The sequence below is a fragment of the Isoptericola chiayiensis genome (assembly GCF_013149805.1).
Classification (GTDB): Bacteria; Actinomycetota; Actinomycetes; order Actinomycetales; family Cellulomonadaceae; genus Isoptericola; species Isoptericola chiayiensis.
In genome coordinates this window covers 139,905-151,375 of record NZ_JABEZT010000004.1, presented here as the reverse complement: position 1 = coordinate 151,375, position 11,471 = coordinate 139,905, and the positions used below count along the sequence as shown (strand labels likewise).

Annotated in this window: 12 protein-coding genes and 1 other RNA gene; 2 read left to right on the top strand and 11 right to left on the bottom strand. The window is 70.6% G+C overall.

The annotated features are described in order from the left end of the window. Window positions 1–20: 20 nt before the first annotated feature. The 9 genes from HDG68_RS09955 to HDG68_RS09915 form a co-directional block, all read right to left on the bottom strand. Window positions 21–1,754: a BCCT family transporter gene (locus HDG68_RS09955; RefSeq protein WP_216648257.1), complete on the bottom strand. Its 1,734-nt coding sequence runs from the start codon at window positions 1,752–1,754 to the stop codon at window positions 21–23. Window positions 1,755–1,988: 234 nt separating this feature from the next. Next, window positions 1,989–2,355, bottom strand: a transfer-messenger RNA (tmRNA) gene (gene ssrA, locus HDG68_RS09950). 124 nt (window positions 2,356–2,479) lie between these two features. Then, complete coding sequence (gene smpB / locus HDG68_RS09945; RefSeq protein ID WP_343037524.1) at window positions 2,480–2,986, bottom strand: SsrA-binding protein SmpB; 507 nt, start codon at window positions 2,984–2,986, stop codon at window positions 2,480–2,482. A gap of 102 nt (window positions 2,987–3,088) precedes the next feature. Beyond that, window positions 3,089–4,612, bottom strand: coding sequence for a peptidoglycan DD-metalloendopeptidase family protein (locus HDG68_RS09940; RefSeq protein WP_172151650.1), 1,524 nt, complete (start codon window positions 4,610–4,612; stop codon window positions 3,089–3,091). Window positions 4,613–4,618: 6 nt separating this feature from the next. Further along, complete coding sequence (gene ftsX / locus HDG68_RS09935; protein ID WP_172151649.1) at window positions 4,619–5,530, bottom strand: permease-like cell division protein FtsX; 912 nt, start codon at window positions 5,528–5,530, stop codon at window positions 4,619–4,621. 3 nt (window positions 5,531–5,533) lie between these two features. Then, complete coding sequence (gene ftsE / locus HDG68_RS09930; protein ID WP_172151648.1) at window positions 5,534–6,451, bottom strand: cell division ATP-binding protein FtsE; 918 nt, start codon at window positions 6,449–6,451, stop codon at window positions 5,534–5,536. A gap of 381 nt (window positions 6,452–6,832) precedes the next feature. Beyond that, complete coding sequence (gene prfB, locus HDG68_RS09925) at window positions 6,833–7,942, bottom strand: peptide chain release factor 2 (protein WP_172151647.1); 1,110 nt, start codon at window positions 7,940–7,942, stop codon at window positions 6,833–6,835. Window positions 7,943–7,964: 22 nt separating this feature from the next. Beyond that, window positions 7,965–8,333 (bottom strand): ankyrin repeat domain-containing protein, encoded by a 369-nt coding sequence (locus tag HDG68_RS09920; RefSeq protein WP_172151646.1) that lies wholly within the window; start codon window positions 8,331–8,333, stop codon window positions 7,965–7,967. A gap of 25 nt (window positions 8,334–8,358) precedes the next feature. Next, window positions 8,359–9,471: a magnesium and cobalt transport protein CorA gene (locus HDG68_RS09915; protein ID WP_172151645.1), complete on the bottom strand. Its 1,113-nt coding sequence runs from the start codon at window positions 9,469–9,471 to the stop codon at window positions 8,359–8,361. Between the two features lie 107 nt (window positions 9,472–9,578). Here HDG68_RS09915 and HDG68_RS09910 point away from each other — a divergent pair, with 107 nt between their 5' ends. Continuing rightward, window positions 9,579–10,319, top strand: a complete 741-nt coding sequence (locus HDG68_RS09910) for an HNH endonuclease family protein (RefSeq protein ID WP_172151644.1) — start codon at window positions 9,579–9,581, stop codon at window positions 10,317–10,319. A 23-nt stretch (window positions 10,320–10,342) separates the two neighbouring features. On the opposite strand, the gene HDG68_RS09905 is transcribed toward HDG68_RS09910, so the two are convergent. Both HDG68_RS09905 and HDG68_RS09900 read right to left on the bottom strand, forming a co-directional pair. Beyond that, entirely contained in the window at window positions 10,343–10,798 is a 456-nt protein-coding gene (locus tag HDG68_RS09905; protein ID WP_343037523.1) for a hypothetical protein, read from the bottom strand. Then, a complete protein-coding gene (locus HDG68_RS09900; RefSeq protein WP_246253824.1) occupies window positions 10,795–11,172 on the bottom strand; it encodes a pilus assembly protein in 378 nt (125 codons plus the stop codon). The genes HDG68_RS09905 and HDG68_RS09900 overlap by 4 nt, the downstream gene beginning before the upstream one ends. Before the next feature lie 65 nt (window positions 11,173–11,237). Between HDG68_RS09900 and HDG68_RS17670 the strand changes: the two genes are divergently transcribed. Beyond that, complete coding sequence (locus HDG68_RS17670) at window positions 11,238–11,465, top strand: recombinase family protein (protein WP_172151643.1); 228 nt, start codon at window positions 11,238–11,240, stop codon at window positions 11,463–11,465. Window positions 11,466–11,471: the final 6 nt, after the last annotated feature.

The following is an 11,471-nucleotide window of genomic DNA, read 5'->3' as shown; positions in this document are numbered from 1 at the left end:
GCGCTCCCGGCCCGCTCGGCTCAGGACTGGTCGGAGCTCTGCTCCTCCTCCGGCACCGCCGGGGTCGGCGCGGTCATCGTCGACTCCGACGACCGTGTCCGGGTCCGCTTCATCCCGGCGACCTTGGGCCGCCCGCGTCCCTGACCGGCCTTCTCGAGCACGCCGGCGAACTGGGCCTCCACGGCCGCCCGCTTCTCCGAGTGCAACCCCTTGAGCAGACTGAAGACCATCACGAACACGAGGATGAAGATCGGCAGGCCGATCACGGTGATCACCTGTTGGAGCGCCGCCAGCCCGTCGGCGTCGGTCACCCCGCCGAGGATGATCAGCGACGCGGCGAGCCCGCCCTCGCTGACGCCCCAGAAGACGCGCTGGCGCGTCGGCCCGGCGTCCGGCGTCCCGACGCAGAGCATGTCCACCACGAGGGACGCGGAGTCCGACGACGTCGCGAAGAACAGCGCCACCACCACCACGGCGATGCCGGACACCAGCGTCGCCGCGGGGAACTGTTCGAAGAAGGTGAACATCGCCAGGGCGACGTCGTCCGCGACCGCCGCGGAGATCTCACCGCCCGAACCGCCGATGCCGTCCAGCTCCATCGCCGACCAGCCGAAGACCACGAACCACACGATCGTGAACAGCGTCGGGGCGAGCAGCACCCCGGCGATGAACTGGCGGATCGTGCGGCCCCGCGAGATGCGGGCCAGGAACACGCCCATGAACGGCGCCCAGGTCACCGTCCACGCCCAGTAGAAGACGGTCCAGTCACCCTGCCAGCCCCAGCCGCCTTCCTTCGTGAAGGGCGACATCGCGTCGTTCCAGAACGCCAGACCGGTCAGGTCCTGCAGGTAGACCCCGATCGACTGCGGGATCTGCCGCAGCAGGAACACGGTGTCCCCCGCCAGGAGGATGAAGACCATGATCCCCACGGCCATGAGGATGTTGATGTTCGACAGCCGCCGGACGCCCTTGTCGAGGCCCGCGACGATCGACCCGACGGCCACAGCCGTGAGCACCGTGATGATGCCGACCTGCAGCCAGGTGTCGTTCTCGACGTCCGGCAGCAGGTGGTTGATCCCGGCGCCGATCTGCGAGGTGCCCAGACCCAGCGAGACCGCCAGGCCGAACAGGGTGCCCAGGACGGCGAAGATGTCGATGGTCTTGCCGATCGGGCCATAGATGCGGTCCTTGAGGAACGGGTAGAACACCGAGCTGACCCGCAGGGGCAGCTTGTGCCGGTACACGAAGTAGCCGAACGCCAGCCCCGGCAGGGTGAAGATCGTCCAGGTGTGCAGGCCCAGGTCGTACAACGAGATCGACATCGCGTCCTCGGCGGCCTCGGTCGAGTACGGCTCGACGTCGGCGAAGGGCGGGTTGCCGAAGTGGGAGATCGGCTCGGCGACGCCCCAGAACATCAGCACCGTGCCGATGCCACCGGCGAACAGCATCGCGAACCAGGACAGGTTGCCGTACGCCGGCCGGTCGTCGTCGTCGCCCAGGCGCAGGTGGCCGTACCGGCTCAGCGCCACGTAGGCGAGGAACACGAGCCAGACCGTCACCCCGAGGATGAAGAACCAGCCCAGGTTGGTCACGATCCACTCGCGCGCCGACCCGAAGGCGGAACCGATCGGCGCCGGGAAGACCAGCAGCACGATCAGGAAGAGGATCATCAGACCCGCCGAGACGAAGAAGATCGTCGGGTCCGTCCTCAGCCCGAGGCGTTTCGCCAGAGCATCCAGTCCTCGATCGGCCATCGGTGAACCCCTCATCTCCCGGATCGTGCCGTTCGTGATCTGCCTCGCGGCCAGGGGTCCACACTCGCGGGACACCGGCCGGATGTCCAGCATTCACCATTCCTCCGCGCGGCGCATCGGCGGGGCACGTCGTCGCAGGTCGTGTGGATCCGGACGCCCGGGGGCGAAGGCCTCGCCCGAGGGTCCGGGCACGACGAGGGCCCGCACGGCTGTCGCCGTGCGGGCCCTCGTGTGGGGTGGAGCTGCGGGGAATCGAACCCCGGTCCGGTAGCGCTTTTCCAGGACTTCTCCGGGCGCAGTCTGCTGCGATTTTCTCGGCCCCCGCACTCACGCAGACAAGGTGCGGACGGGCCCAGTCACCTGAAAGTCCCCGCCGCCCCGGTGACGAGGGCGACGAGCAGTGGCTCTCTAGATGACGTGAGCTACCGGGTCGAGAGCGAACCCGGGCTCACGGACTTCGGGACTCGCTCAGGCGGCGAGGGCGAAGTCGGTGCGCTTGTTATCGGCACCTATGAGTTCGCAGGCAGCGTTGACGAGATGAGCCTGCATCCTCGGCCCGCTTCTCCTGGAAGCACGACCACCGTCGAAACCGATCAGCCCCTATGGATTTGTCAAGATCCGCACCGGCCGGGACTGCCCGACCGGTCCGACCATCGTAGTGGATCAACGGCGCGGCCCGCACGGACATTCCCGCCGGCCCGCCGTCGTCGTGCCCCGGTGTCCGCCTACGTCAGCAGCTCGTGGCGACGCATCGCACGCTGCGCCTCGCGCATGTCCTGCTTCTCCCGCAGGGCCTGGCGCTTGTCGTGCTCCTTCTTGCCGCGGGCCAGCGCGATCTCCACCTTGGCCCGCCCGTCCAGGAAGTACAGCCGCAGCGGGACGATCGTGTGCCCCTTCTCCCGGGACTTCACGCCGAGCCGGTCGATCTCGTCCCGGTGCAGCAGCAGCTTGCGCCGACGTCGGGGCGCGTGGTTGTTCCAGGTCCCCTGGAAGTACTCGGGGATGTGGACGTTCTCCAGCCAGGCCTCGTCGTGGTCGACCGCCACGTAACCGTCCAGCAGCGACGCGCGACCCATGCGCAACGCCTTGACCTCCGTCCCCGACAGGACGATGCCCGCCTCGAGGACGTCCTCGATCACGTAGTCGTGACGGGCCTTCTTGTTGTTCGCCACGACCTGACGCGGGTCGGCCGACTTCTGGTTCTTCTTGGCGCCCTTGGCCTTGTTGGACACGTCCCCTCCTCCCGGGTTCGCAGGATCGCGACGTCCCAGGATACGCGGCCGACGACGGCGGTCCACCGGTTTTCGCCGTCGGCGTGCGTGCCGCGCGTGGCGTCAGTTGAGCCAGCCGCCCATCGGGTCGGTGGTGCTGCCGTTGACGTACACCTCGAAGTGCAGGTGGCACGCCCCCGAGGAGCCCGTGCTGCCCGAGTAGCCGATGACCTGGCCCTTGGACACCTTCTGGCCCACGTAGACGATGTCGCGCGACAGGTGCAGGTACCGCGACATCACGCTGTCACCCTGATGGCGACCGTGGTTGATGAGCACGTTGTTGCCCGGGTTGGACCCGTAGTACGCCTGCTCCACGTAGCCGCTCTGCGCCGCGTAGATCGGCGTGCCGCAGTAGGAACGGATGTCCGTGCCGGCGTGCAGCCGCGAGTAGCCGTACATCTCCAGGTAGCGCATGCCGTAGCTGGAGGTCACGACCCGGTAGTTGGTGGGCCAGCCCAGGAACGGGCCGGACGACGACGATTCGCCTCCGCTTCCGCCGGAACCTCCGCCGGAGCTGGAGCCGCCGCCCGAGCTGCCACCCGAGCCCGACCCTCCGCCACCGCCACCGGATCCGCCGCCGTTCGAGGAGCCGGAGTCCTGCTCTGCCCGACGCTCGGCGGCTTCCTTCTCGGCCTGGCGCTGCGCCGCGGCCTCGGCCTCGCGCCGCTTGCGCTCGGCCTCCTCGCGCCGCTTGCGCTCCTCCTCGAGGCGGCGGTCCCGCTCCTTCTGCTTGACGATGATGTCCTGGATCTGGGACTCCAGGGTGCTGCGCTCGGCCTCGTTCTCCTCGAGCTCGGCGATCGTGTCGTCACGCTGCTCGGCGATCGCGGCCTTGAGCCGTTCCTGCTCGGCGATGAGGCGTTCCACCTCGGCCTTGCGGTCGGCGGCCTCCTGCTCGGCGCGCTCCGCCGCGACGACGTTCGCGTCCGCCTCGGCCTTGAGGTCGGCGATCGTCTCGCGGATCGCGACGAGCCGGGCTTCCTGGTTGCGGGCGACCGTCTCGGCCTCCTGGAGCTCGGCCACCGCCCGCGACCGGCTGCGCGCCGCGGAGGATGTCACCGTGAGGTCCTCGAGGAACTCTCGGGTCGACTCCGCACCCGTGACGAGCCCGAGCGTGCTGACCCCCTCGCCGCGCCGGTAGGCCTCGCGCGCCATCGAGACGACGTCGGACCGGGCCTCGTCCGCCTTGCCGGCCCCGGCCGCGATCTCGGAGGAGACCTGCTCCTCCTCGTCCTCGGCGTCGGCCAGTCGCTGCGCCAGGATCTCGGCCTTGCGGCGCGCCTCGGCCAGCTCGGCCTGCGCCTCGGCCAGCTCGGCCTGCGCCACCGGGAGGCGTCCCTCGACCTCGTTCAGGTCGAGGACCGCCTGCCGGAACTTCTGGGTCGTGTCCTCCAGTTCCTCCTGCAGGTTGTCCCGCTCGGCCTGCTTCTGGCGCTGCTTCTCCTCGGCGGCGGCACGCTGGTCGTCCAGGTCGTCGGCCTGGACCGTCGGCGCCGGGGCGCCCACCACCAGGAGCCCGACCAGCAGGAGGCCGACCCAGCGACGCAGGCGGCCGCGGGCGGGCACGGGAGAGGTACGGCGGGACACGATCGATCACACCCTCGAGGAACGGTAGAGCGTGACGGCGGACGAGACCCCGGCGAGCGCCACGGCGACAGCGAGCAGCAGCGGCGCGATCGTCAGCACGTCCGTGGTGCTGACGTAGTCGACCCAGTCGACCGAGCGGGCGAGCCAGTCGGCCACGAGGTACTGCACCGCGAGCCACAGCCCGACGACGGCGAGCACGGCGCCGACCAGCGCGGCGATCGCCCCCTCGAGCATGAAGGGGAGCTGGACGAACAGCGACGAGGCACCCACGAGTCGCATGATGCCCGTCTCCCGGCGTCTCGACACGGCGGAGAGCCGGATGGTGGTGGTGATCAGCAACGCCGCGGCCAGCAGCATGACGCCGGCCAGGCCCACGGCGACGATGGAAGCCCTGTTCAGCGCCACGAACAGGGGCTCGAACGCCGCACGCTGGTCCTCGACCACCTCGATGCCGTCCCGCCCGGTGAGCACGTCGTCGACCACCTGGTACTGCTCGGGGTCGGCGAGCTGGAGCCGGAACGAGGCCTGCATGTCGTCCACGGTGAGCTGGGTGCCCTGGTAGCCGTCGGGATAGCGCGCCTCGAAGGCCTCGAAGGCCTCCTCCTTGGTCTCGAAGTACGTGGTGGCCACGATGTCGCCGAGCTCGGTGTCGATGACGTCCTCGATCGCGGCGACCTGCTCGTCGCCGGCTTCCCCGTCGGCGCACGTGGGGACCGCGGATCCCTCGGGGCAGAGGAAGACGGAGACCTCGACCAGGTCGTACCAGTCGCCCTTGAGCTTGGTGACCTGCATCTGCAGCAGGGCCGCGGCGCCCACGAAGGTCAGGGACACGAAGGTCACCAGGATCACCGAGACGACCATGGTGGCGTTGCGCCGCAGCCCCTGGAGGACCTCGGCGAGGACGAACTGCAACCGCACGGCTCAGGCCTCCTCGGTGGCTCGCGCCGCACCGGACATCGCGCTCGAGCGCTCCTCCAGCGGCTCGGAGACGGGTTCGCGCTCGATGTCCTCGGTGAGGTGCTCGGCCGCCTCCTCCGACGCGCGCTCGGCGGCGACGTCGCCCGGTTCGGGGCGAACGGTGATGCGGCGGACCGGCACGTCCCGTCCGGGAGCGTCGAGCACGGCGACCGGGCCGACGGCGGGCAGGATCTCCTCGCGGCGGCCGTAGACGGCGTCGGCCTCGTCGCGCACGACGTGCCCGGTGGACAGCTCGACGACGCGGCGGCGCATCTCGTTGACGATCTCGTCGTCGTGCGTCGCCATGACCACGGTGGTGCCGGTGCGGTTGATGCGGTCCAGCAGACGCATGATCCCCAGGGAGGTGGTGGGGTCGAGGTTGCCGGTCGGCTCGTCGGCCAGCAGGATCTGGGGCCGGTTGACGAACGCGCGGGCGATGGCGACCCGCTGCTGCTCGCCGCCGGAGAGCTCGTGCGGGCGGCGCTTCTCCTTGCCGTCGAGCCCGACCCACTCGAGCACCTCGGGCACGGTGGTGCGGATGACGTGACGCGGGCGGCCGATGACCTGCAGGGCGAAGGCGACGTTCTCGTAGACGCTCTTGTTGGGCAGCAGCCGGAAGTCCTGGAACACCATGCCGATGCCGCGGCGCAGCGCCGGCACCCGCCACGAGGACAACCGGGTCAGGTCCCGCCCGGCCACGTAGACGCGGCCGCCGGTCGGGCGCTCCTCGCGCAGCACGAGCCGCAGGAACGTCGACTTGCCGGAGCCGGAGGCCCCCACCAGGAACACGAACTCGCCGCGCTCGACGTCCACCGAGACGTCGTCCAGCGCAGGACGCGCTCCTCGCGCGTACACCTTCGAGACGTTCTCGAATCGGATCACGGCGTACCTCCCCCCGGCTGTCACCCTGTGAGGTGGGCGACGGCCCGGTTCGAGAGTCGCACGGCGCGCTCGGCGCGCCCGGGCAGGACACGCCGGTGTGTCGCGGGTAGACCCCCCAGTCCATTGCCCGCCGCAATCGTGCCGAGAGGCGCGTCCCGCCGAGGTAGGCAACTCCCCCGCGACGTAGGCGACGTCCCGGCGAGGTAGGTATCCTCCCGCCGAGGTAGGCATCCTCCCGCCGAGGTAGGCGATCTTTCGCCCACGTAGGCAACGTCGGCGCGAGGTAGGCCACGAAACCGTGGCCTACCTCGCGGAGAAGTTGCCTACCTCAGCGGGACCTGGACTATCTCGCGGAGTAGTTGCCTACCTCGCAGGGGCCGCTCAGTCGTCCATCTGGCCGCGGCGCCAGCGGATGCCCGCCTCGATGAAGTCGTCGATCGCGCCGTCGAACACGTTCTGGGTGTTGCCGGACTCGTGCTCGGTCCGCAGGTCCTTGACCATCTGGTACGGGTGCAGCACGTAGGAGCGCATCTGGTCGCCCCAGCTCGCCTTGATGTCGCCGGCAAGCTCCTTCTTCTTGGCGGCCTCCTCCTGCTGACGGATCAGCAGCAGGCGCGACTGCATGACGCGCAGGGCGGCGGCGCGGTTCTGGATCTGCGACTTCTCGTTCTGCATCGAGACGACGGTGCCGGTCGGGATGTGCGTCATGCGCACCGCGGAGTCCGTGGTGTTGACCGACTGACCGCCCGGGCCCGAGGAGCGGAAGACGTCGATCTTCAGCTCGTTCTCCGGGATCTCGATGGAGTCCGTCTGCTCGATGAGCGGGATCACCTCGACGGCTGCGAACGACGTCTGACGCCGACCCTGGTTGTCGAACGGCGAGATGCGCACGAGGCGGTGGGTGCCAGCCTCCACGGACAGGTGCCCGAAGGCGTACGGCGTGTTGACCTCGAAGGTGGCCGACTTCAGCCCCGCCTCCTCGGCGTAGGAGGTGTCCATCACCTTGGCCGGGTAGCCGTGGCGCTCGGCCCAGCGCAGGTACATGCGCATGAGCATCTCGGCGAAGTCCGCGGCGTCGACGCCGCCGGCCCCGGCACGGATGGTGACGACGGCCTCGCGGGCGTCGTACTCGCCGCTGAGCAGCGTACGCACCTCGAGGGAGTCGAGCTCCTTGCGCAGTGCCGCGACCTCCGTCTCGGCCTCGGCCAGCGAGTCCGGGTCGTCCATCTCGTTGCCGAGCTCCACGAGGGTCTCGACGTCGTCGATGCGCTGGCCGAGCCGCTTGACGCGCTCCAGCTCGTTCTGCGCGTTGGACAGCGCCGAGGTGACCCGCTGCGCGTTCTCCTGGTCGTCCCACAGGTCCGGCGCCGTCGCCTGCTGGGACAGGTCGGCGATCTTGGCCTCGAGGACGGTGGGGTCGCTCACCGCCTCGATGGACTCGAGGGTGGAGCGGAGCCCCTTGATCTCGGCGGGGAAGTCGATGGTGGCCACGAGGATCCAGCCTACCGGTCGATCAGAACGCCCCGGGCAACGTGCGGCCGAACATCTGCGCCGTCGCGCGGGCGCTCGGGCTCCCGGCGTCGACGTCCGCCCCGGCCGCGAGCAGCGCGCCGATCACTGCGGGCTCGTTCTTGAAGACCGCGCCGGCCAGCGGGGACTGACCGCGAGCGTTGAGCCGGTTGACGTCGGCGCCCCGCTCGGCCAGACCCTGCACCAGCTCCGCGTGCCCGTGGTACGCGGCCAGCATCAGCAGCGTGTTGCCCTGGGCGTCGGCGTGCTCCACGGGGACCCCGGCGTCGACGAACTCCAGCAGCAGCCCCTCCCCCGCCCGGGCGAGGTCGAACATCTGGTCCAGGTGGACGGGAAGCTGGTCGTCGCTCATGACTCGACCGTAGCGGACCGCGCCGTCACATCCACCGGCCGCGCTTGAACACGACGTAGAGCACGACGGAGAAGGTCAGCATCAGCCCGACCGCCAGGGGGTAGCCGAACGCCCAGTGCAGTTCCGGCATGACCTCGAAGTTCATGCCGTAGACGGCGGCCACCAGCGTGGGCGCGAAGAGGATGGCCGCCCAGCCGGAGATCTTCTTCATGTCCTCGTTCTGGCGCTGCGCCACCAGCGTCGCGTTGACGTCGAGGATCTGCCCGAGCGCCTCGCGGTACTCGCGCACCCGGGCGTCCGCCCGGGTGAGGTGGTCCGAGACGTCCTGCAGGTAGGCCTGCAGCTCCGGGGCGATGTCGTGCTTGGCGGACCCGGCGCGCAGCGCGTCGAGCACCTCGGTCAGCGACGCCGTCGCGTGCTGCATATCGATGACCTCCTGGCTGAGCCGATAGATCCGCTCGGCCACGGCGGCGTCGCCGCTGAACACCTGGCGTTCGATCTGCTCCTTGTCGACGCCCACTCCCTGCAGCACGGGCGCGTAGCCGTCGACGATGGCGTCCAGCAGCCGGTAGGCCACGGCCTGGGGGCCGAGCCGCAGCAGGTCCTCGTCCGCGAGGAGAGTGCGCACGGTCGCGTCCGAGCCCGCCCCTTCCTCGTCGAGCCGGTCGGCCGGCGTGCCGTCGATCCAGCGCCCGTCCTGGCAGAGCACCGCGACGGCGCCCGGACGCACAAGCACGTGGAACTCGGCGAGGACGACGTCCTCCTCGGCGTCGACGTACCAGGCGGACCGCACCACCAGGAACAGCACGTCCCCGTACCGTTCGAGCTTGGGCCGCTGGTGGGCGTGGTGCAGGTCCTCGACGACCAGGGGGTGCAGGTCCCATGCCTCGGCGAGCTCGCGGACGTCCGGTTCGGTGGGCCGCGGGTAGAGGGACATCGTCATGCGCCCGTCGGCGGCGTCCGCGAAGCGCAGGCCGTCCGCCACGCTGGCTCCGGCGGGCGCCGGCGTCGGACGGCCGTCCTCGACGTAGCGGGTCAGGTGCGGGACCCCGGCCGGCGCGGCCTCGTGCACGACGGCGCGACGCCGCAGCAGGTCCCGGCGGCGCGACGACGGCGTGTCCCTGTCCCGTTGAGCCATGCGGCCCCCTTTCCTCGCGGGCAGCCTACGCAGCCGAGCCGCACCCAGCAGCGCCGACACCGGCGTGGGAACCTCGCGCACCGGCTCCGACCTGGTGAGATGCGCGGATGCGTCGCACCCTCACCGGCCTGATCGCCGTCCTCATCGCCGCCGTCGTCGCCGTCGTGGCGACCGACCTGGACGAGAAGCTGAACCTCGACCTGGGGGCCGTCGTCTCCGAGGCGGCCGGCGCCGTGCTCGGGGAGGGCGAGGTGACCGCCGACGACGGCGTCACCCCGGACGGGTCCGTCGACGTCGCCCGCGTCACGACACAGCTCGACGGGCTGACCGTCAAGGGCAAGGCACCGCAGACCGGCTACGACCGCGACGAGTTCGACCACTGGACCGACCCGGACGGCAACGGCTGCGACGCCCGCAACGACGCGCTGGCCCGCGACCTCGTCGACGAGACGGTGGACGAGAACGGCTGCACCGTGCTGACCGGGACGCTCGCGACCGAGCCGTACACCGGCGAGACCGACCGGGCGTTCGAGCGCGGCAGCGACGACCTGGCGGTGTCCCTGGACGCCGAGCACCTCGTCGCCCTGCAGAACGCCTGGATCTCCGGCGCGCACGCCTGGGACGAGGATCGTCGCGAGGAGTTCGCGAACGACCCCGCGAACCTGCTCATGGTCGACCCGAGCGAGAACCGTGCCAAGGGTGCGGCGAACGCCGCCGAGTGGCTGCCGCCGAACAACGCGTTCCGCTGCCGGTACGTCGCGACACAGATCCACATCAAGGCCGCCTATGACCTCGCCGTGACCCAGCCCGAGAAGGACGCCATGATCCGCGTGCTCGACGGGTGCTGACCACTGGTGGCGCGGCCCTGCGCTCACCCCGCGCGGGCGGTCGCGCTAGCCGTGACGGTGATGCCCGCGCCGAAGGAGTCGGTGAACCACCGCACCAGCGCCGGGTGGGAGGTCCCGACCAGGCTGACCCGGGCGCTGCGACCGTCCGGTGTGACGGCCTCGGTCACCCGGACGTCGCGCAGTCCGGGCGCCGACGACGCCGGTTGGACCGCCAGGTGCTCGGCGACCGCGTCGCGCACCCCCGCGTCGGTCAGGGTCAGCACCCCGGAGGAGTCCGGAGCCCCGGGGTCGTCGTAGTAGGAAGCGTGCGACATCGAGTCGGCGCCCGCCACCGCCAGCGAATCGGCCAGGTCGAACAGGTGCTTGCGATCGAGGTGCACCGCGGCCGCCGAGGCGACCACGCCGACCAGCATGAGGCCGATGGCCAGGAACCCTGCCGTCAGGAGCATGATGCGGCCGTCCTCCCGTGCTCCGCTCACGGCCGCACCGCCACGTGCTCCTCGACGGGGGCCACGTGCGCCGCCTCCAGCGGGATCGCCAGCGGTACCCAGCCCTGCAGCGCGGGCGGCGCCAGCGGCAGCGGAACCTCGTAGGAGACGCGCACACCGACGGTCGCGCCGGGGGTGAGGCACGGCTCGTGGGAGCACTCCACGTCCAGCACGCTCGCCGCGTCGACGTCGAACCCCTGGTCCGCGAGCGCCAGTCGTGTCGCGGCCCGGGCACGTTCGACCCCCTCGCCGGACGAGTCCGCGTTCACGATCGCCCGGGCCGCCTCCCGTGCCGCACCCTCGACGGCGAACGCCGCGGCGGACACCTGGGCCAGGGCGACCACGAGGTAGACGAGCGGCACCATGAGCAGCACGCTCGCACCGAGGAACTCGACGGCGGCAGACCCGCGTTCGGGATGGCGCGCGGGTCATGCCGACTCGTCCAGGGCGTGACCGGTCACCGTCATGGTGCCGGAGGGTCCGAACAGTTGAGCGCATCTACGACCTGCGCCGCGCCGGCCTCTCCGCCTCGGCTATCGCCCGGCTGCTGGACGACGAGGGCGTACCCCATCCCACCAAGCAGTCCAAGTCCTGGCACCACAGCCACGTACTCGCCGCTGCCCAGCGCGCAGAGGTCCGCCGCCTCGCCTCGGCCTGAGTAGGC

Excerpts from the sequence above, each read along its gene's own strand:
- HDG68_RS17670 (WP_172151643.1), top strand. The coding sequence starts at position 11,238 with ATGCCGACTCGTCCAGGGCGTGACCGGTCACCGTCATGGTGCCGGAGG.
- HDG68_RS09915 (WP_172151645.1), bottom strand. The coding sequence starts at position 9,471 with ATGGCTCAACGGGACAGGGACACGCCGTCGTCGCGCCGCCGGGACCTG.
- HDG68_RS09900 (WP_246253824.1), bottom strand. The coding sequence starts at position 11,172 with ATGGTGCCGCTCGTCTACCTCGTGGTCGCCCTGGCCCAGGTGTCCGCC.
- HDG68_RS09955 (WP_216648257.1), bottom strand. The coding sequence starts at position 1,754 with ATGGCCGATCGAGGACTGGATGCTCTGGCGAAACGCCTCGGGCTGAGG.
- HDG68_RS09910 (WP_172151644.1), top strand. The coding sequence starts at position 9,579 with ATGCGTCGCACCCTCACCGGCCTGATCGCCGTCCTCATCGCCGCCGTC.
- HDG68_RS09920 (WP_172151646.1), bottom strand. The coding sequence starts at position 8,333 with ATGAGCGACGACCAGCTTCCCGTCCACCTGGACCAGATGTTCGACCTC.